The sequence below is a fragment of the Saccharibacter sp. EH611 genome (genome assembly GCF_009834765.1).
In the GTDB taxonomy this organism is placed as follows: Bacteria; Pseudomonadota; Alphaproteobacteria; order Acetobacterales; family Acetobacteraceae; genus Saccharibacter.
The window spans coordinates 39,444-59,734 of record NZ_WVHP01000003.1 but is presented as its reverse complement, the minus strand read 5'-3'; the positions used below and the strand labels follow the sequence as shown (position 1 = coordinate 59,734).

Annotated in this window: 19 protein-coding genes; 14 read left to right on the top strand and 5 right to left on the bottom strand. The window is 52.7% G+C overall.

Going from position 1 to position 20,291, the window contains the following annotated elements:
- Nucleotides 1-16: 16 nt before the first annotated feature.
- Nucleotides 17-451, bottom strand: a complete 435-nt coding sequence (locus GS535_RS03320; RefSeq protein ID WP_370518175.1) for a septal ring lytic transglycosylase RlpA family protein — start codon at nucleotides 449-451, stop codon at nucleotides 17-19.
- A gap of 130 nt (nucleotides 452-581) precedes the next feature.
- On the opposite strand from GS535_RS03320, the gene aroQ reads away from it, so the two are divergent.
- From aroQ to accC, 3 genes are read left to right on the top strand one after another with little or no spacing between them, the layout of a single operon-like run.
- Complete coding sequence (gene aroQ / locus GS535_RS03315; protein WP_026294202.1) at nucleotides 582-1,031, top strand: type II 3-dehydroquinate dehydratase; 450 nt, start codon at nucleotides 582-584, stop codon at nucleotides 1,029-1,031.
- Nucleotides 1,028-1,492, top strand: coding sequence for an acetyl-CoA carboxylase biotin carboxyl carrier protein subunit (locus GS535_RS03310; RefSeq protein WP_018980001.1), 465 nt, complete (start codon nucleotides 1,028-1,030; stop codon nucleotides 1,490-1,492). The genes aroQ and GS535_RS03310 overlap by 4 nt, the downstream gene beginning before the upstream one ends.
- Nucleotides 1,492-2,841: an acetyl-CoA carboxylase biotin carboxylase subunit gene (gene accC / locus GS535_RS03305; RefSeq protein WP_160793033.1), complete on the top strand. Its 1,350-nt coding sequence runs from the start codon at nucleotides 1,492-1,494 to the stop codon at nucleotides 2,839-2,841. Before GS535_RS03310 ends, accC begins: the two co-directional genes overlap by 1 nt.
- Nucleotides 2,842-2,880: 39 nt before the next feature.
- On the opposite strand, the gene ccmB is transcribed toward accC, so the two are convergent.
- Complete coding sequence (gene ccmB / locus GS535_RS03300) at nucleotides 2,881-3,549, bottom strand: heme exporter protein CcmB (RefSeq protein ID WP_160793079.1); 669 nt, start codon at nucleotides 3,547-3,549, stop codon at nucleotides 2,881-2,883.
- Complete coding sequence (gene ccmA / locus GS535_RS03295; protein WP_160793034.1) at nucleotides 3,546-4,145, bottom strand: heme ABC exporter ATP-binding protein CcmA; 600 nt, start codon at nucleotides 4,143-4,145, stop codon at nucleotides 3,546-3,548. Before ccmA ends, ccmB begins: the two co-directional genes overlap by 4 nt.
- A gap of 159 nt (nucleotides 4,146-4,304) precedes the next feature.
- Between ccmA and GS535_RS03290 the strand changes: the two genes are divergently transcribed.
- Together GS535_RS03290 and GS535_RS03285 are read left to right on the top strand one after the other, a co-directional pair.
- Nucleotides 4,305-5,054, top strand: coding sequence for an amino acid ABC transporter ATP-binding protein (locus GS535_RS03290; protein WP_202401688.1), 750 nt, complete (start codon nucleotides 4,305-4,307; stop codon nucleotides 5,052-5,054).
- On the top strand, nucleotides 5,051-6,625 hold the full coding sequence (locus GS535_RS03285; protein ID WP_160793035.1) for an ABC transporter substrate-binding protein/permease: 1,575 nt from the start codon (nucleotides 5,051-5,053) through the stop codon (nucleotides 6,623-6,625). The genes GS535_RS03290 and GS535_RS03285 overlap by 4 nt, the downstream gene beginning before the upstream one ends.
- Here GS535_RS03285 and GS535_RS03280 read toward each other — a convergent pair.
- Nucleotides 6,619-7,539 carry a hypothetical protein gene (locus GS535_RS03280; RefSeq protein WP_160793036.1) on the bottom strand — a complete coding sequence of 307 codons (921 nt, stop codon included), beginning with the start codon at nucleotides 7,537-7,539 and terminating at the stop codon, nucleotides 6,619-6,621. The genes GS535_RS03285 and GS535_RS03280 overlap by 7 nt on opposite strands.
- A 10-nt stretch (nucleotides 7,540-7,549) precedes the next feature.
- The gene (locus GS535_RS03275) at nucleotides 7,550-8,833 is read right to left on the bottom strand and encodes an AAA family ATPase (protein WP_160793037.1); all 1,284 of its coding nucleotides are present in this window, start codon (nucleotides 8,831-8,833) and stop codon (nucleotides 7,550-7,552) included.
- A gap of 248 nt (nucleotides 8,834-9,081) precedes the next feature.
- On the opposite strand from GS535_RS03275, the gene rimP reads away from it, so the two are divergent.
- From rimP to GS535_RS03230, 9 genes are all read left to right on the top strand, one after another.
- Nucleotides 9,082-9,717 carry a ribosome maturation factor RimP gene (rimP, locus tag GS535_RS03270; RefSeq protein ID WP_202401689.1) on the top strand — a complete coding sequence of 212 codons (636 nt, stop codon included), beginning with the start codon at nucleotides 9,082-9,084 and terminating at the stop codon, nucleotides 9,715-9,717.
- A 37-nt stretch (nucleotides 9,718-9,754) separates the two neighbouring features.
- On the top strand, nucleotides 9,755-11,329 hold the full coding sequence (gene nusA, locus GS535_RS03265; protein ID WP_160793038.1) for a transcription termination factor NusA: 1,575 nt from the start codon (nucleotides 9,755-9,757) through the stop codon (nucleotides 11,327-11,329).
- Nucleotides 11,330-11,396: 67 nt separating this feature from the next.
- Nucleotides 11,397-11,966 (top strand): DUF448 domain-containing protein, encoded by a 570-nt coding sequence (locus GS535_RS03260; protein WP_237442186.1) that lies wholly within the window; start codon nucleotides 11,397-11,399, stop codon nucleotides 11,964-11,966.
- Nucleotides 11,967-11,981: 15 nt separating this feature from the next.
- Nucleotides 11,982-14,741: a translation initiation factor IF-2 gene (infB, locus tag GS535_RS03255; RefSeq protein ID WP_160793039.1), complete on the top strand. Its 2,760-nt coding sequence runs from the start codon at nucleotides 11,982-11,984 to the stop codon at nucleotides 14,739-14,741.
- Nucleotides 14,738-15,181 carry a 30S ribosome-binding factor RbfA gene (rbfA, locus tag GS535_RS03250; RefSeq protein ID WP_160793040.1) on the top strand — a complete coding sequence of 148 codons (444 nt, stop codon included), beginning with the start codon at nucleotides 14,738-14,740 and terminating at the stop codon, nucleotides 15,179-15,181. Before infB ends, rbfA begins: the two co-directional genes overlap by 4 nt.
- A gap of 9 nt (nucleotides 15,182-15,190) precedes the next feature.
- Nucleotides 15,191-16,168, top strand: coding sequence for a tRNA pseudouridine(55) synthase TruB (gene truB, locus GS535_RS03245; protein ID WP_160793041.1), 978 nt, complete (start codon nucleotides 15,191-15,193; stop codon nucleotides 16,166-16,168).
- Nucleotides 16,152-16,421 (top strand): 30S ribosomal protein S15, encoded by a 270-nt coding sequence (rpsO, locus tag GS535_RS03240; protein WP_018979987.1) that lies wholly within the window; start codon nucleotides 16,152-16,154, stop codon nucleotides 16,419-16,421. Before truB ends, rpsO begins: the two co-directional genes overlap by 17 nt.
- Before the next feature lie 214 nt (nucleotides 16,422-16,635).
- Nucleotides 16,636-18,783 carry a polyribonucleotide nucleotidyltransferase gene (gene pnp, locus GS535_RS03235; protein WP_160793042.1) on the top strand — a complete coding sequence of 716 codons (2,148 nt, stop codon included), beginning with the start codon at nucleotides 16,636-16,638 and terminating at the stop codon, nucleotides 18,781-18,783.
- Nucleotides 18,784-18,857: 74 nt separating this feature from the next.
- On the top strand, nucleotides 18,858-20,285 hold the full coding sequence (locus tag GS535_RS03230; protein ID WP_160793043.1) for a nitronate monooxygenase family protein: 1,428 nt from the start codon (nucleotides 18,858-18,860) through the stop codon (nucleotides 20,283-20,285).
- Nucleotides 20,286-20,291 lie beyond the last annotated feature (6 nt).

The window sequence follows — 20,291 nt, the reverse complement described above, 5'->3', positions numbered from 1 at the left end:
TGATTTGCTATAGTGCTTAAGAGTGCTTCTCTTTGAGAGGGAGGCTAGGCCGTAGAATCGTGAGAGAGACTGGCACGACACCATGTTTCATCATGCCAAGTTGTTCAGCTGCCCCACGTGAGAGGTCTATGATGCGGTGATGTGTAAAAGGCCCGCGGTCATTGATCGTCACGATAACGGAGCGATGGGTCTTGGGAGATTGGACAAGAACTTTCGTTCCAAAGGGGAGCGTGCGGTGAGCTGCAGTTAGAGCATGATGGTCAAAGCGCTGTCCCTGCGCGGTATGTCTGGACTGAAAGGCGCTCCCTCCATACCAGCTTGCTAAACCTGTCTGAACAGCATGTGCTGTGTGAGTATTTTGTTGGCGTTGGCTCGCCTGTGCATAGTCGCTACCTAGAAAGGTAGAGGCAGGAAGACCAGCAATAAGCAGGGTGTGGGTTAAGCGAACCACGGAAGCACGCCCTTTGGGAGGTCTAAAACGAGCAATCATAGGGTAATTATACAACAAAACAGCACTTCTGTCATTTCCGTGTTAGAGTGTATCTTTCCTGAACGTGATGACGATGCTATCAGGTGCACAGATGAAACGACCCCTGATTGTGGTTCTCAATGGACCTAACCTAAATATGCTTGGCCTACGCCAGCCTGATATCTATGGCCACGCCACGCTTGATGATGTCGAGCAGGTGTGCATTCAGGCAGCTGAACGCCTTGATGTGGCAATTGATTTTCGCCAGACCAACGGTGAGGGGGAACTCGTATCATGGGTGCAAGAATGTCGTGGTCGTGCGAGTGGGGTTGTGATTAATCCTGCAGCTTATGGTCATACATCTATTGCATTGCTTGACGCGTTGCATGCGATTGAGTGTCCTGTGATAGAGGTGCATATTTCGAATATTCATCGCCGGGAAGCATTTCGCCATCATAGCTATGTTTCCCAGGCAGCCTGCGGGGTGATCTGTGGGCTGGGAGTGCGTGGTTACGCTCATGCGCTTCAGGCGATGGCGGACATAATTGAGGATGAAGGATGAGCCGTATGCTCGTAGATAAGGAGGCTATTCGGGCGTTGGCCGATATCCTAACGGACACTGGCCTGACCGAAATTGAAGTCTCTGAGGCGGATAGCCGCATTCGTGTCGCACGTGAGGTGAGCGTGCAAGCAGCACCGCTCGCTGCTCCAGCGGCGGCTCCTGCCCCAGCACAAGCGGCGGCGCCTGCTGAGAGTGCGGCTCCAGCAGCGGCTGACCCTGCATCACATCCGGGGATGGTTCCTAGCCCTATGGTTGGCGTAGCCTATCTCTCGCCAGATCCGTCTTCTCCGCCTTTCGTGCAGGATGGTGGCAAGGTGACGGAAGGTCAGACGATTATGCTCATTGAAGCTATGAAGACCTTTAACCAGATTAAAGCTCCACGCTCTGGTACGTTGGTAAAATACTGCGTCAATGCGGGAGAACCGGTCGAATTTGGGGCTCCATTGGCGATTATTGAGTGATGTTTTCTAAGATTCTCATCGCCAATCGTGGCGAAATTGCTCTCCGAATCCTGCGTGCTTGCCGCGAAATGGGGATTCGCACCGTTGCGGTTCATTCCACAGCGGATTCTGATGCGATGCATGTGCGTTTGGCTGATGAAGCGGTGTGCATTGGCCCGGCAAGTTCACGGGATTCTTATTTGAACGTGCCAGCTATCTTGTCAGCTGCGACAATGACGGGTGCGGATGCGATTCATCCCGGCTACGGCTTCTTGTCAGAAAATGCTGAGTTTGCTGAGACGGTAGAAGCGCACGGTATGGCCTTCATCGGTCCGACGGCTGAGCATATTCGGATGATGGGCGATAAGATTACCGCAAAGACGACGATGGCAGACCTTGGTGTGCCGTTGGTTCCTGGGTCGGATGGTGCTCTTGCAGATCTTGACGCGGCTCGCGATGTTGCAGACAAAGTCGGGTATCCCGTGCTGATTAAGGCTGCTGCTGGTGGTGGTGGCCGCGGCATGAAGGTTGCTCATACGGCTGATGAAATCGCTGAAGCATGGAGCGTGGCGCGTACGGAGGCTTTAGCGGCTTTCGGTAATGATGAGGTCTATCTCGAGAAATATCTTGATCGCCCTCGTCATATTGAGCTTCAGGTCATGGGGGATACGCATGGCCAGGTGGTTCATTTCGGGGAGCGTGATTGCTCGTTGCAGCGCCGCCATCAGAAGCTTTTGGAAGAGGCAGGTTCTCCTGTCATTACAGAAGAGCAGCGTAACCAGATTGGTCAGACAGTGACAGAAGCTCTGTCTCGCATGGGCTATCGTAATGCGGGAACGTTGGAGTTTCTATATCAAGATGGGCAGTTCTGCTTCATCGAGATGAATACGCGTCTGCAAGTTGAACATCCCGTGACCGAGATGGTTTGTGGTGTGGACTTAGTGCGTGAGCAGATCTTGGTCGCTGCGGGTGAGAAGCTGAGCTATCGCCAAGAAGACATTACGATGCGGGGCCATGCGATTGAGTGCCGTATTAATGCTGAAGACCCGCTGACATTTGTGCCAAACCCCGGAACTGTGACGGTGTTTCATGCTCCTGGTGGTCTTGGAGTACGAATGGATAGTGCCCTTTTTGCTGGCTACAAAATCCCTCCGTACTATGACAGCATGGTTGCTAAGTTGATCGTTCATGCGCCAACACGGGCTGAAGCGATTACTCGTATGAAACGTGCGTTGTTGGAATGCGTGGTTGAGGGCGTCAAAACGGTTATTCCCCTTCATCAGAAAATTTTGGATGATCCTGAATTTCAGGCAGGGGATTATACAATCCACTGGCTCGAAAATTTTGTGGCGCGCCAACAAGACGCGTAACCGCTCAAAGGCCGCTCTTTTATAGGGCGGCCTTTTTTCTTAGCGGCATGCTTCCCGTAGCCCTAAACCTGCGGCAAGGGGACAGAGAGCAAAAGCGGCTAAAAAGACCCCTCCGAGAAGGCTTAACCCTGCTGACGTTGGGTTCCCGAGTTGGACAGAATATGAGCTTGCCGCGCCGAAAATGAGAGAGGGCGTGCTTAAGGGAAGCACCAGTAGGGGCAGTAGAGCCCCGGCTCGGCGTGCGCCAAGCAGCATCGCTGCAATCATACCGCCAATGAGGGAAAAGGTTAGGCTGCCGAGGGTGAGGCTGCTCAGCAGGATAAAAATCTCTTGTGTGGAGAGGTGAAACATCACACCGAGAAAAAGGCTGCTGAGCAAGACAGGAAGCCCGCTGGTGAGCCAATGTGTGATCATTTTACTCAGTGCAATCATAAACGTTGGCAAAGGGCTCATCATTAAAAGATCAAGAGATCCATCCTCAAAATCAGCCGCGAAGAGCTTGTCTAGAGGCAGCAGGCTAGCCAGCAAAGCGCAGACCCAGATGATCCCTGGCCCCATATGGTGCAGAAGAAGGGGAGATGGCCCTAAGGCGAGAGGAAATAAACAGCCACATAAGAGGAAAAAGAGCACAGAACTTAGCGTATCAGCTCCGCTGCGGCGTGCGAGGAGAAGCTCCCTTTTAAGCAATGTGATGAGAGGGGCGTTCACCAACAGGGTTCCTCAGAGTGATAAGGCGCCAGCGTAAGTGTTTTGCAGGAGGGGAGGGTGAGCGGTGTATGAGAGACAACCAAGGCGGCTCCACCCTGTTGGCAATGGGTCTGGATAAGTGCTTCAATCTGAGTGATATGGGTCGCATCCATACTTGTCGTTGGTTCGTCTAACAGCCAAAGCGAGGTGGGCTTGAGGAGAAGTCTTGCGAAGGCCACTCGGCGTTGCTGCCCGGCGGACAGATGACGTGTGGGCGTCTCACACAAGCTTTCCAAACCAAGCACGCTCAAAGCCTCTGTGAGCTGGGTTTGAGGAGGAGAAGAAAAGAGTGTGAGATTTTCGCGGACTGTTAAGGAAAGTTTGAGGGCATTATGGTGGCCTAACCAGCCAATCGCTTCAGGAGCGTCGATAAACCCTTCATCAAGGGGGCATAGTCCGGCAATGGCGCGTAGTAAGGTTGATTTCCCAGACCCATTCTCTCCTGTCATGAGGAGGGTTTCTCCGCTACATAAAGAGAGAGAAATATCATGAAGGATGGTTCTTCCCCCGCGTGAGACACAAATATGGTTGAGTGTTAGAAGAGGGGATGGGATCATAAGTGTGTTATAGAGGCCTGAACCATAAGGAGAAAATCCTTCTTCTTTAAAAGAAGACTATGCGTAAGGTGGTGAATATCGGTATGAAAATATCACCATAAAGGGCCTGCTGGTCCTATGCTTGATCGTGCGTGAGAAGGAAAGCCAGAACTGACAGATATGGTGCTCCAAGCAAAGGATATACGAAAATCCTTTGGTGATAATGACATATTACGCGGAATCTCCCTAGAGGTTGAACGTGGTGAGTTGATTTCCATTATTGGCCCTTCTGGCTGCGGTAAATCGACATTTTTGCGTTGCCTAAATTTTTTAGAACATCCTGATGCGGGAGATGTGCGTATCGAAGATGTGGGCTTGACGAGTCCACGTCATTGGCATCGACGCGATGAAGCGCAGGCCCATCGGTTGCGGGCTCATGTTGGGATGGTTTTTCAGTCCTTTAATCTTTTTCCTCATCGCTCCGTGTTGGAAAATGTCATGATGGCCCCGGTTCATGTGAAAAAGATGGATCATGAGGCGGCACGTCGTATCGCATGTGAGCTGCTCAAGAAAGTAGGACTTGCCGCGGTGAAAGATCGTTATCCAGACCGATTGTCTGGTGGACAGAAGCAGCGTGCGGCGATTGCGAGGGCTTTGGCTATGCGTCCTTCCGTGATGCTGTATGACGAGCCAACGTCAGCTTTGGATCCGGAGCTTTCTGAGGAAGTGCTTTCTGTCATGCGCGCTCTTGATGAGGAGGGCATGACACAGCTGGTCGTAACGCACGATATGCGCTTTGCACGTGCTGCGTCAGACCGTGTGCTGTATTTGGAAGAAGGGAAAATTGTGGAAAGTGGTGATCCAGACGTGATGTTTGCTAATCCACGCGAGGCCCGCACACGACGTTTTCTACGGACATTGCTGTCATGATCCAAACAATAGCGCGCTCTTTAGGGCGGTTCATCGTGTGTGGCCTGCTAGTGCTCGGCAGTGCTGCGTCTGTACTGACCTCATGTCCCGCTCAAGCAAGCTCGGCCTTAGTGGTGCCTGGAGCGCAAAGTGAGCATGATTTTCCTTGGGCGTCAGATGGGGAAGCGAATGTCCCTTACGTGTTTCATGACCCTGCTAAAGAGGGGCGTGTTACGGGGTTTGAATATGAGCTGATGGGCGCTATTGCCCAGCATTTGCATCGCCATTCCCGCTTTATTCAAAATGGATGGGACGGCCTTATCCCCGGATTGTCTCGTGGTCTATACGCCATGGTGATTGACGGCATTGAGATGACGCCGGAGCATAAGGAAGCGGTGCTGTTTAGCCATCCTTACTATGTGACATCTGATCGTATCATGGTGCGGCGTGAGCAGCAGGGGTTGGAGAGTCTTGCCGCTCTTAATGGTCATGCGGTGGGGACGATCAAAAATACAGCAGCAGAGCGCCTTTTATTACAGCAAGACAATGTGTCAGTTCGTTCTTATGACGAAGAAACCAATCTTTTTTCTGACTTAAAGAATGGCCGTCTGGATGCGGTGTTGATTGATGAGCCGATTGCTCATTATTACGGTTCAGATGATATGAAGCTTGTGGGGCCGCCGATTGGAACGGTCGCTTATGGCATTGCATTTTCGAAAGACAATCCGGCATTACGCGACGCGGTGGATAATGCCCTGACTACGTTGCAACATGACGGGACGTTGCACCGCATTCTAGCGCGTTGGAACTTATGGACGCCGCAAATGGCGGCCTATACGGGCGATAAAACGACGCTCGATATTAAGCCCCAAGCATGGGAAGATTATCGCCGCACCATGGAGAGTATGTCGGGGAGCTCTTTTCATGCGATCATGTATCGCTACGTAAGGTTCATTCCTCTGATTGGCCAAGGCGCAGTGATGACCCTAGCGGTTTCGGCCTTGGCGATGATTTTAGCGGTTGCCATGGGGGTCGTTCTCGCGTTGGGGCGGCATTACGGGGCAACCTCTATCAAGATTCTGTGCGGTACTTACGTGGAAATCGTGCGTGGTACACCGTTGTTGATCCAAGTATTGTTCATTTTCTATGGGCTTCCCGCTTTTGGGATTCGCTTATCCCCTTTTGTTGCAGGGGTGTTGTCGTTGGGCTTTAATTATGCGGCCTATGAGGCTGAAAATTATCGTGCTGGCTTGCTGTCTGTTCCACGTGGCCAGATGGAAGCTGCGATCGCGCTTAATATGACACATTTTCAGGCGTTGCGCTTAGTCGTCGTGCCGCAAGCTTTTCGCACCGTTGTGCCCGTGATGACCAATGATTTTATTGCGCTTATTAAAGATAGCTCATTGGTCTCTGTCATTACGCTGACAGAGCTAAGCCAGACCTATATTCGTCTGTCCTCCACGTATTACGATTATGTGGGGACGGGCTTAATGGTGGGGTTGGCTTATTTGTTGATTGGCCTCCCCTTTGTCCGCCTTGCGCGTATGGCCGAAAAGCGCCTTGGTCGCGTGATTGGCCAAGGGCATCATTGAGGGGCCATAGGGTCACGAGTGGCTTCAACGGGTAGGAATTCAATGCTCTTAGGGTCGATGAAGGCTTGAAGCAGTCCTTTTTGCCAATAAGGCGCCCAATGAAGGACTTTATTGATGAATTCTTCAGCGACTGGATTGGCGGTGATCGTCTCCTTGCTCCAGACATCAGGTGGAGCGAGCATTTGATGCGTTTCGCGGTCTAAAGGTGAGAGCAAGACATCTTCAGTAGCTGTTTGGGCAAGTCCGTTTTTCGCGGCACTAATATGACGCCATCCCGTTACGATCATGAGAGGGGGGAGCGGAAAGCCAAGCTGTTGAACATGCGCGACGGCTTCAGCAATCAGTGGATTATTACTGACCATTCCTTTTTCCAGCACGGCATTGGCGACATACACACAATCGGCCATGTCGGGGGCTTCTTGGTTGAGGTTCGTGTAATTGCGGTCATCGTGGCATGGCGTAAGAAGACTTTCGACTAACTCCGCAGGAACAGGATTTTGGTTGGTTTGAAGGGTGATAAAGCCCGTGACGGCGCCATGATCAGTGCGGATGAGGGCGAGGAAAGAGAACGCTGCACGGTCGTTGGTTTGTGCAGCAAGAACGGGGTGCCACTGTCCTTCAGGTAATGGAAAGACGTGTCCAGCTAATGGAGCACGGTCAGACACGCTTTGCGACGGGTCTAAATAAGCAACCTTCCCGCCTTCAGTGTCACCACCACCCTCGGGAGGGCGCGGGTGTGCCGTGTCTTTGGCTGGGGCAAGGAGAGGCGGCGCTTTGCCGGGTAGCCAAGGGGCGAGGTGTTTTAAGGAGGCGGTTGGTAGAAAAGCCGCCATCGTTAAAGAGAGCACGCTGATGATGAGGCAGGCACGCCAAAGGCCAGCACGATGCCAGAGGTGATAGAGGGAGGTCATCATACTCTGATCCTTATAAGCTCGTTTGGCTAAGGCGTGTATCGTGGGTATCATCACTTTCCACGATAATTCGTCCATCATGGAAGGTGAGTTTAACGCGGCGTTTGCCTTGCTGCTGAGCCGCAATCAGCCCATCACTGATCATGTCTTCAACGAAACGCAACAGATCTCGTACCGTGCTGATAACGTGACGTTCCTTATTGAGCGTGATCACGCGTTGCAATGGTGTGGGGTCTATTCCACCAGGGGGAAGGTGAAGGCCGTATCCTTCGACCATCTGTTCCATTTCCAAAGCAGCAACGCGTGCCATATCGCGGTCGCTCAGAGGACGGAAGAGGAAAAGACGGTCAAGACGATTGAGGATATCAGCCGGGAAATCCGCTCGGCGCAGAAGGGCAACGGCATCACCGCGTCTGCGCTCCGTATCGGATGTAGAGAGTTCTGCACAATGGGAGAGGTCTTGTGCTGCCACAGTAGAGGTGAGGATGAAAATACATCGTTTGATAGAAAGCGTTTCATGCGTGGCATTGTCTTGAAGAGCGCCATCATTCCAAGCTGTGAGGAGCTTTTTCAGCACGGCTGAATGTGCTTTCTCAATATCTTCCAGCACAATAATAGAGGTTGGGTGTGCTTTGACCTGTCGTGTCAAAAGGCCCGGTGTTGCGGCCCCGGTAGGTGTATTAGGTGCCCCCCATAGCAGGGATAATGCATAAGGACTTGAGAGATCGGTCACATCAAGGGTGAGCAGAGGTCGATCCATATGACGAGAGAGTTGCTTGGCGAGATATTTCTTTCCGTTGCCAGCAGGCCCTGCAAATAGGAAAATACCGACGGGTTTATCATGGACACGCAGTGCTAAGCGTCTGCGAAGCTGTTGGGCAATATCCGTGCAGATTGCGTCCTGACCGATCACACGGGCGCGTAGGGACGTTGCCAATTCTTCCGCATTAAGGGACGATTCGTGCTGGTCACGCACCATGATTTCCTCAAGGTGACGACGATGCGTGAAAAGAGTAAGGAAAGAGGTCGTTAATGTTTTACGGCGCTGCAGTCCACGCTGGAGCAGACGGTCTGATGAGCGATCATAGAACACGCCCAAGAGCGTTAAGGCGAACGTTACTACGCCAAGTGGCAGGTATAAAGGCCGCCCAGCATCTAGAAGAGCGGCAACCCAATGGGCGAGCAGGTGCCAGGAAAGATGGAGCATCAGGCTGAGCTGAAGGGCAAGAAGTAACAGAAATGTTACCATCATCAGCGGCATGGCTTTACTGAGTCGGGGAATAAGCGATGTCAGCATGATAAGTGATGGTCCGCCTCTGCATTCGATCCACGATTAGGTGCAGAATATCGCATGATGACATGCAATGTTAGAGCGTCGACAGAATGATTTTGGGAAATAAGTCCAGAATCAAGAAAAACGAGAGCGGTGTGGTAGCCTTAAAGAAGGAAAGACTTGCATCCTGTGAGGGGTTTCCGTATCAAGAATGCGTTTCCTTTCACTTCCGCTCTTTTGGGGGGTGGCCCTGACGGGCCGCCTTTTTTGTTTTGGACCAGACTCCTCATTCTTCTGACACAACGCTTCCAGCGAACGGGATTTTACGCTTAAGCGGTCTCGAAGCGCGTATCGTAGAGCGGATTGCACCAACCCTTGAAGATATGGGTTTTGAACTGGTGCGCCTCTCTGTTCTCGGCCATGAAACGCCCACTGTTCAGGTCATGGCAGACCGTAGCAATGGTGCTCTCATCACTGTTGATGATTGCGAGCAGATTAGCCATGCTGTTGGAGCAGTTTTGGATGTGGACGACCCGATTCCAGGAGCGTGGATGCTGGAAGTCTCCTCTGCTGGAATTGATCGCCCCCTGACACGTCCTAAGGATTGGGAGCGTTATGCAGGCCATCTGGTGCGTCTTGAAATGGACGTTGCTATAGACGGTCGGAAGCGTTTTGCTGGGAGGGTTCTTGGCCTGCGCGGGCAATCAGCTCTTATCCGCTTGGATAATGGAGATGAAGTGCTTCTTCCTTTACTGGATATGCGTAAAGCGCGCCTTGTTCTGACTGATGAGCTGATTGAGGCGAGTGCCGCTCTTGCAGAAGCGTCAGAAGAGGGTGAGGAAGGAAAGAACGGCAAAAAGGGCCGTGTGCCAAAACTAAATCCTAAAAAGCCGGGGAAGAAGAACTGATGATGACCCGTCTGATGCTGGTTGGAGGTCCGATCTAATGGACACGTCTGTTACCCGTCCCGAATTGCTGCTCGTTGCTGATGCAGTATGCCGGGAAAAGAATATTGAGCGCGAGCAGGTTCTGGAAGCAATGGAACAGGCTATCCAGAAGGCTGGGCGGGCGAAATATGGGCATGAAAAAGATATTCGTGCCACGATCGACCGTAAAACAGGCGAAGTACGCCTGAGTCGTTGGACTGAAGCGGTCGAGACGGTTGAAAATGAAGATACACAGATTCCTTTGCATATCGCGCGGAAATTCCAGCCCGATATTCAAGAAGGCGAACATCTGATCGACCCGCTTCCGCCGATTGATTTTGGGCGTATTGCAGCTCAAACGGCAAAGCAGGTGATCGTACAACGCGTGCGTGAATATGAGCGTAAGCGTCAGTATGATGAGTTTAAGGATCGCGTAGGCGAGATCATTAACGGTACCGTCAAGCAGACGGAATACGGTAATCTTATGGTCGAAATTGGCCATGCAGAAGGGCTGTTGCGCCGTGATGAGCTGATCCCGCGCGAGTCCTTTAGAAATTCCGACCGTATTCGTGCGTATATTTACGACGTACGGGATGAGCCACGCGGTCCGCAGATTTTCTTATCGCGATCTCACCCAGGTTTCTTGGCGAAGCTTTTTGTTCAAGAAGTGCCAGAGATTTATGACGGGATTATTGAGATTAAGGCTGTCGCACGTGACCCAGGTTCTCGTGCAAAGATGGCTGTCCTTTCTCGTGATACGTCTATTGATCCTGTCGGTGCTTGTGTGGGTATGCGCGGGTCACGCGTTCAGGCTGTCGTGGCGGAGCTTCAGGGTGAGAAGATTGATATTATTCCTTGGAGCCCACAAGCAGCAACCTTTGTGGTGAATGCTTTGGCACCAGCTGAAGTCTCCAAAGTGGTGATGGATGAAGACGCTGGACGTGTCGAAGTGGTGGTGCCAGATGAGCAGCTTTCTTTGGCTATTGGCCGGCGTGGGCAGAATGTGCGTCTTGCCAGCCAGCTGACACGGTGGGATATTGATATTCTCACTGAAGCTGAAGAATCTGAACGACGTCAGGAAGAGTTCCGCAAGCGGACAGCACTGTTTGTGGATCATCTAGACGTTGATGACGTGATTGCTGGGCTTCTGGTGACAGAGGGCTATCACACGATTGAAGATCTCGCTTATGCCGAGCCACATGAGCTTCATGACATTGAGGGTTTTGACGAAAGTGTCGCTGAAGAGCTCATGAATCGTGCCAACGAGTATCTTGAGGGACGTGAGCGTGCTCTTGATGAAGAGCGCAAGACCCTAGGTGTTACCGACGATATTGTGGCGATGGGTGCTTTTTCTCCAAAGATTCTTGTAGAACTTGGTGAAAAAGGTATTAAAACCTTAGATGATTTGGCTGACTTGGCAGGTGATGAGCTTGTTGAGATTCTTGGAAAAGAGCGTCTAAGCGAAGACGAAGCTAATGAAATCATTATGGCTGCACGCGCCCACTGGTTTGAAGGTGACGAATCGACAGCAGCTGCGGATGGCGCTTCAGCTCAGAGCGAGACGCCTGAAGGTGGAGAATCGAGCAACGTCTAAGTGTCTTGATATTGATGACGGACCCTTAAGGAAGGGAGGCAAACGCACTGCTTCCTTAAGGCGTTGCTTGCTAAGCCGTCGGCATGATCATCCTGAGAATATGCTGCGCTTTGTCGTAGCACCGGGCGGAGACATTGTGCCAGATTTGGCAGCGCGTCTGCCCGGTCGGGGTATGTGGCTCTGTGCTGATCGAGAGGTGCTTAGCAATCCACAGCTTTCCCGTGTATTTGCGCGGGGAGCTCGCCGACAGGTAAAACTGCCTGAACATTTGCCCAACCTCGTTACTGAGGGGCTGGCAAAGCGTCTTCAGGATGGTATCAGTCTGGGGCGGCGAGCGGGTGAAGCCGTTTGTGGATTCCAGAAGTGCCGGGAGCGGATCGCTTCTGGTCAGGTTGGGGTTGTGATATGTGCGGCAGACGCCAGTCGGGATGAGCTTTCACGGTTGATGTCTGGGCATCGGGATGTGCCGGTTGTCCAGCTAGAGAGCCGGGTGCTCGCTTCAGTCTTCGGACGTGACCATGCAGTCTATGCTGTTATGGCACCGGGGGCATTAGCGCGGCGTCTGATAACGGAATATAAGAGATTGACGGGGGTGATCGAAGGTTCGCTCCCAGGCCCACAGGGCACGGGTCAGTAAGGAACAGGCGGAACTATGAGCGACGGCAACGAGCGCAACCAAGACGGAAACCGGACTGGGGCTCCGAAAGAGGGGGCTCCTAAGAACGGGCAGAATAAAGGTGGGGGCCGCCTCTCTTTACGTCCAGCGGGACGAAAAGAGGGGGGACGCACCGTTGATGCAGGCTCTGTGCGGCAGAGTTTTAGCCACGGGCGATCAAAAGAGGTCCGGGTTGAGGTCCGTAAGCCAAAACGGCATGGCGGGGCTGGTGGTCGCGGTGGACGTGGGCCTATTGGCGCTCGCGGTTTAACGGCATCAGAGCTTGAGAAGCGTCAGCGCGTTCTGGAGCAGATGAAGCAGCGGCAGATTGAAGAGGAAGCCGCCAAGCGTGAAGCTGAAAAGATTCGCATTCGCTCTGCTGCGGAAGAAGAAGCGCGTCTAAAAGCTGAGGCCGAGGCTAAGCAGGCGGAGGAAGCGTCCCAGGCGCGTGAAGCGGAAGCCGCTGAGCGTCAGAACGAGAAAGAAGCCGCTGCTCTTCATCAGGCTAAACAAGAAGAGAAGCGTAAGGCTGCGCCGCCGCCATTGAAGCCAACGTCAACAGGCGGTGTGCAAATTGCCGAGCCAACGCAGCGTTTGCGTCCACTTGCTGAGCGCGCGATTATGCCGAGTCGCCCAGTGACAACACGCTCGAATGCGTCATCTTCGTCATCTGCCTCCTCCTCCTCATCATCTTCTTCTGCATCGTCGTCTCGTAAGAGTGAAACGTTGCATTTACGTGGTCGCAATGGCGGCGAGGATGATGGACGCCGCGGTGGTGGCGGCGGTGGTTCGCCACGTCGTTCCTCGCAGCAATCACGTCGTTCGCAGTCGCGCCGTGGTGGTGGCAATCAGGATCGTCGTTCTGGTCGTATTGATGTGCGTGCTGCTATTGAAGGCGATGATGGCAAAACGCGCTCTTTGGCTTCTGTGCGTCGTCAGCGTGATCGTGAGCGTCGTCAAGCTGAGCTAGAGCGTCTCCGTTCTGATCAAGTGCGTGTTGTGCGTGATGTGACCGTGCCTGAGACGATTTCTGTCGGTGAGTTGGCTAATCGTATGGCAGTTCGTCAGGGTGAAGTGATTAAGACTCTGATGAAAATGGGGGTCATGGCGACAGCTGCACAGAGTATTGATGCTGATACAGCTGAACTTGTGGTCAATGAGTTTGGTCATCGCGTAAAGCGTGTCTCCGACAGTGACGTTGAGCTGGGTCTTGAAAACATCAAAGATCGTGAAGAAGATCTGAAACCACGCTCCCCTGTTGTGACGGTCATGGGTCATGTTGACCATGGTAAGACTTCCTTGCTGGATGCGCTGCGCACCACAACAGTAACCGATGCTGAAGCAGGGGGTATTACCCAGCATATCGGGGCCTATCAGGTGAGTATGCCATCATCTGATCGCAAGGTGACTTTCATTGATACGCCAGGCCATGAAGCCTTCACAGCTATGCGTGCGCGTGGTGCTTCTGTCACTGATATTGTTGTGCTGGTTGTCGCTGCCGATGATGGTGTGATGCCACAGACGATTGAGGCCATTAAGCACGCGAAAGCTGCTGAAGTGCCGATGATTGTGGCGATCAACAAGATTGATAAGACAGGAGCGAATCCTGATCGTGTGCGCAATGAGCTTCTTAACCACGAAGTCGTGGTAGAAAGCATGGGCGGCGATACACAGGAAATCGAAGTGTCTGCACGCCAGCGTCAGGGTCTAGATGAGCTTCTTGAAGGGATTTCCCTGCAGGCTGAGATCTTGGATCTGAAAGCTAACCCGAACCGTCCTGCACAGGGTGCTGTGGTGGAAAGCCGCTTAGATCGCGGTCGCGGTTCTGTCGCGACAGTGCTGGTTCAGAAAGGAACGCTTAAGCGCGGTGATATCGTGGTTGCTGGGGCGCATTGGGGGCGTGTGCGTGCGCTTCTCGATGATCGTGGCCGTCAAATCCAGAAGGCTGGCCCCTCTGTGCCGGTCGAAGTTCTGGGGATGACAGGTGTTCCGGATGCTGGCTCCTTGTTCGTTGTCGTTGAAAACGAAAATCGCGCTCGTGAGATCAGCGAATTCCGTCAGCGGAAGATTCGTGAAAAAGCCACAGCGATGCAGGTCGCTGCTCGTGGAACGCTTGACCAGATGCTGGCCCGTATTCAGGCTGGTGAGCAGAAGGAAGTGGCGCTGCTGATTAAAGCGGACGTTCAGGGATCATCTGAAGCGCTGAAAGCGACGGTGGAAAAGCTGTCGCATGAGGAAGTGGCCGTGCGTGTGTTGAGCACGAGTGTTGGACAGATTACTGAAAGTGACGTGCAGCTTGCTAAAGCGTCCAATGCAGTGATTGTGGCTTTCAATGTGCGTGCAACGACACAAGCTCGTGGTCTCGCGCAGCGTGACGGTGTGGATATCCGCTATTACTCCATTATTTATCAGGTTGCTGATGATGTGGAGAAACTGGTCAAGGGTAAGATTGCACCGAAACATCGCGAGAAGTTCTTGGGCTATGCCGAAATTCGCCAGGTCTTCAGCATTACGCGCGTTGGCAAGGTGGCTGGTTGTTACGTAACCGAAGGTATGGTCAAGCGCGGCTGTGGCGTACGTTTGCTGCGTGACAATGTGGTGATCCATGAAGGCGATCTGAGCCAGCTGAAACGCTTTAAGGACGATGTCCGTGAAGTGGCACGTGGCTATGAATGTGGTCTCTCCTTCGCGGGCTATAACGACCTGCGTGAGGGTGATATGGTTGAGTGCTATGAAATGGAAGAGATTCCGGTTTGACGCAGCGTTCTCCCTTTGATGTCGTTGGGCCTGCTGTAGATCCTGCAGAAGGGCCCAGCACGCGCCAGCTTCGTGTTGCTGAAGAGGTTCGTCATGTTTTGGCGGATCTCTTTACGCGCACCGAGTTCCGTGATCCTGAACTTTATGGTGTCAGTGTAACGGTCACTGAAGTGCGTGTTTCACCAGATTTCCGTCATGCGACGGTCTTTGTTACGCGTTTGGGGCGCGATGACATTCATGTCGTGCTTCCAGCGTTGAAACGGGTTTCATCCTTCTTACGAAGAGGGCTTTCGCGGAAGCTTCGTTTGAGAACCGTGCCTGAACTACATTTCCAACCCGATGTTTCTCTTGAGCATGCGATGGAAGTCGAACATCTCTTGCATACGCCGGAAGTGCAGCGTGACTTGAAGTCTGACTCTACGTCCGACCCAGAGGACTAATCGCGCGGAATGGCACGGAAACGCGGACAAGAGATTAATGGTTGGCTGGTGTTGGATAAACCACTTGGGCCAACCTCTACGTCAATGGTGAATAAGGTTCGTTGGGCCTTTGATGCGCGTAAAGCAGGGCATGGCGGCACGTTAGACCCTCTAGCGTCCGGTGTATTGCCAATTGCTTTTGGGCGTGCGACTAGCACGATCCCTTATATTATGGATGCCACCAAGCGCTATCGTTTTACGTTGTGCTTTGGTGAGAGCCGAACAACAGATGATCGAGAAGGTGATGTCCTGGCACGGTCATCGCATCGTCCGACAGATGAGACGATCCGTTCTGTTCTTCCTGATCTTTGTGGTGGGGTGGTGATGCAAGTGCCGCCTGTTTTTTCAGCGCTTCGCGTTGGGGGGCAGCGTGCATATGATCTTGCACGTCAAGGACGCCCTCCAGAACTCCCGCCACGCCCAGCTCGTATCGATTCGATAACACTGATCGACCGTCCCGATCAGGATCATGCTGTTTTCGAGGTTCAATCGGGAAAAGGAGTGTACATGCGCTCTTTAGCCCGTGATATTGCCCTTGCTTGTGGCACTGTTGGTCATATTAGCGTGCTTAGACGGACGAAATGTGGCCCATTTGATTTGTCTCATGCTCACTCAATTGAGCAGATAGCACTGGACAAATCGGGAGAAACTAGAGACAAGACGGATGCTCTTCCGGCTCCTTTGTTGGATGTAGCGACCGCGCTGGCCGACATCCCGGCGCTGGCCGTGACAATCGCAGGGGGGAGGGCACTCATTTACGGGCAGACAGTTTCTGTCAGCCGCCATGTTGTGTCCGCATCAGGGCGCCTAGAGGATTATCCTCTTTGGCGCGTGTTGATCGGGGAGCATGTGATTGGTCTTTGCCGGTTCGAAGAGGGGCGTTTGAAGGCCGTTCGCATGTTAGAAAACCATTTATTTTTTGGAGAGAAAGATGTCGATTACTCCTGAGCGTCGCGCTGAAGTTATCGCTGAATACCGTCTTGCTGAAGGTGACACAGGGTCACCAGAAGTGCAGGTGGCGTTGATTACTGAGCGTGTTGCAAACCTGACTGAGCATCTCAAGACACATAAGAAGGACTTCCACTCTCGTCGTGGTCTTCTGATGCTTGTCGGTCGCCGTCGTGGCCTTTTGGACTATCTGAAAGGTAAAAGCGAGGAGCGTTACCAGACATTGATTAAGCGTCTCGGCCTCCGTCGTTGATGCTGATCTGGGAGGTATCTTAGGGTACTTCCCATGTCTTTTAGGTCGTTGAAACGTAGTGCCAGAGCAACGATGGTTCGGCGTTTCAGGCCACATGGTGTCATAGCGGAATTGTCCGTTATCATCGCCATGCCGTCCGAAGCGCTGCTTTTTGTATTCTGGCTTACCGTGACGACCGCCCCATTGTTGATCCTTGTTATAAGGAAGTAGAAGTATGTTCGATTATTTTCGTAAAGAAATTGAGTGGGCTGGTCGTCCGCTTATCCTAGAAACCGGTAAGGTTGCCCGTCAGGCTGATGGGGCAGTGATGGTCACCTACGGTGAAACCGTGGTTCTGTGTACAGCTGTTGGTGCAAAGACTGTAAAAGCTGGTCAGGATTTTTTCCCGCTTACGGTGAACTATCAGGAAAAATCTTACGCTGCAGGTAAGATCCCAGGTGGGTTCTTTAAGCGTGAAGGGCGTCCGTCTGAGGCGGAAGTGCTGACAGCTCGTCTGATTGACCGCCCCATTCGCCCGCTGTTCCCAGAAGGGTTCCGTAATGAGGTTCAGGTCGTCGCGACGGTTCTGAGCCATGATATGGAAAATGATCCCGCTCTGGTGGCGATGATTGGGTGCTCTGCAGCGCTGACATTGTCGGGTATTCCTTTCTTCGGCCCTGTTGGGGCTGCGCGCATTGGGAAGATTGACGGCAAACTGGTTGTCAACCCAACGCTGGGTGAGATGAAGGACAGCGCGCTGGATCTCTTCGTTGCTGGGACGTCTGAAGGCGTTCTGATGGTGGAGTCAGAAGCTGAAGAGTTGCCAGAGACGGAAATGCTTGATGCGGTGATGATGGGTCATACGGCCTTCCAGCCCGTTATTGATGCGATTATCTCTCTTGCCGAGCATGCAGCACGTCATCCGTGGGATCTTCCAGAGACCTCTAAAGAAGAGATTGCTCTGCGCAAGCGGGTTGATAAAGTTGGCAACAAGCTGATGGCTGAGGCGTATAAAGAGCGTCGCAAGCAAGCGCGTGTCGAAAAAGTTGCAGAAGCGCGTGAGCAGATTGCCGAAATTCTGGAAGAAGAAGGCTTCGATCCAGAAATGGCTAAGCCAATGATCAAGGAGCTTGAAGCACAGGTTGTGCGTGGAGCGATCTTGAAGACGGGCACGCGTATTGATGGCCGTGACCTCAAGACAGTTCGTCCGATTGTTGCTGAAGCGGGTATTCTGCCGCGCACACATGGTTCGGCCTTGTTTACACGTGGTGAAACGCAGGCGTTGGTCGTTGCTACCCTAGGTACAGGGCAGGACGAGCAGGTTGTTGATGCGCTGGGTGGTGAATATCGTTCACGCTTTATGCTGCATTATAACTTCCCTCCTTTCTCTGTGGGTGAGTGCGGTCGTATGGGCTCCCCGGGTCGTCGTGAGATTGGCCATGGGAAGTTGGCGTGGCGTGCGCTTAACCCGCTGCTTCCTTCCAAGGAAGAGTTCCCTTACACGATGCGTGTTGTCTCTGAAATTACGGAGAGTAACGGTTCTTCTTCCATGGCGACCGTTTGCGGCACGTCCTTGTCTTTGATGGATGCTGGTGTGCCATTGCCACGCCCAGTCGCAGGGATTGCGATGGGGTTGATCAAGGAAGAGCGTGGTTACGCTGTGTTGACCGATATTCTTGGTGATGAAGATCATCTCGGGGATATGGACTTTAAGGTGGCGGGGACATCTGAAGGTGTAACCGCTCTGCAGATGGATATTAAGATTACATCCATCACGCCAGAAATTATGCAGATTGCTCTGGAGCAAGCTCGTGAAGGGCGTCTGCACATCCTCGATAAGATGAGCGCTGCTCTGTCAGAGGGACGTTCGGATGTTTCTGGGAATGCGCCGAAGATCACCACCATCACGGTGGCTAAAGAGAAGATCCGTGATGTGATTGGCTCTGGTGGTAAGGTCATCCGCGAAATCGTGGAGTATTCTGGTGCGAAGGTGGATATTGGCGATGATGGCACCGTCACGATCGCTGCTTCCAATGATGAGCAAGCTCAGAAGGCCATTAGCCGGATTGAGGGGATCACTGCTGAACCAGAGTTGGGCCGTATCTACGATGGTAAGGTTGTCAAAACAGCTGATTTTGGCGCATTTGTGAATTTCCTTGGCCCGCGTGACGGTTTGGTACATATTTCCGAACTCGCTGTAGGCCGCGTTGGCCGCACGACTGATGTGGTGAAGCAGGGCGATGCTGTGAAGGTTAAGGTCATTGGCTTTGATGATCGCGGTAAGGTAAAATTGTCCATGCGGGTTGTTGATCAGGCAACTGGTAACGACATTACGGATGAGGTTGGCGCAAAGCCAGGTCGTCCTCGTCGCGACGCTGAATAAAACCTCACGGGGGGAGGCTTCGGTGAGCCTCTTCCCATTTCTTACTGACTGAGTTGTGGAGACATCGAGCCTCTATGAAGTCGATCAATGCCATCCATTTGTCTGGTCGGGATGCGCTTCCTCTGATCGAGGGAGGGAAGGGGGTCTCTGTTTCGACAGGGGTTTCCGCAGGCCATTGGGCCGCTGCCGGAGGGGTTGGCACAATTTCCGCTGTGAATGCGGATAGCTATGATGCTGATGGGAACCCGATCCCACAGATTTATAGCGGTAGAACCCGCCGTGATAAGCAAGAAGAACTCGTTCGCTATGCGATTGATGGTGGGATTGCCCAAGCGCGTATTGCCCATGAAATTTCAGGCGGCCGAGGCCGTATTCATGCTAATTTTATGTGGGAAATGGGGGCAGCAGAAGAAGTCGTTAAGGGGATTCTTGAGGGAGCTCCCGGACTTATTCATGGCCTGACATGTGGGGCTGGAATGCCCTATCGTTTGTCAGAAATTGCGGCGCAATTTGGCGTTTATTATTACCCGATTATCTCTTCAGCTCGTGCGTTCAATGCGCTGTGGCGGCGGTCTTACTCACGCACTCCTGATTTGTTGGGCGGTGTGGTGTACGAAGATCCGTGGCGTGCTGGTGGGCATAATGGCCTGTCCAACACGGAAGATCCGTTTAAGCCTGAACAGCCTTATGAGCGGGTCGTGGCTTTACGCCGTGTCATGCGTAGCTTTGGTCTTCATGACGTGCCGATCATTATGGCTGGCGGTGTATGGCATCTTGAGGATTGGTCAGATTGGTTGGATAATCCCGACATCGGGCCGATTGCCTTTCAATTTGGGACACGGCCATTACTGACAAAAGAAAGCCCTGTGCCGGAAGCATGGAAGCGGCGTTTACTCACCCTGAAAAAGGGTGATGTGTTCCTCAATCGCTTTTCTCCGACAGGCTTTTATTCGTCTGCGGTGAATAATAGTTTTCTCCAAGAGCTACGGGCGCGTTCAGAGCGACAGGTGCCTTATCGTTCAGAGTATGGAGAAGGATTTGAGTCCCCTTGTGCGGTTGGGGCACGGGGTCGTCAGGTTTTCTTAAAAGCAGATGATCGGGAGCGTGTTGAGCAATGGTGTCAGGCGGGCTTTACAGAAGCGCTGCGTACGCCAGACGACACACTTGTTTTTGTTACGCCTGAACGGGCGCGACAGATTGTGAGTGACCAGGCTGGGTGCATGGGGTGTTTGTCACAATGCCGCTTCTCAAACTGGTCGCAAAAAGGGCCGACTTATACGACAGGACAACGGGCCGATCCACGCTCTTTCTGCATTCAAAAAACTCTTCAGGAAGTGTCACATGTTGGGAAGATGAGCCAGGAAGAGGAAGATGCGTTGGTAGACCGTAATCTTCTTTTTGGTGGAACGAGTGCGTGGCGTTTTCGGGAGGATCCCTTCTACGCGAATGGACATATTCCAACTGTTAAGGAGCTCGTTGAGCGGATTATGACAGGGCGTTGAGTGTGC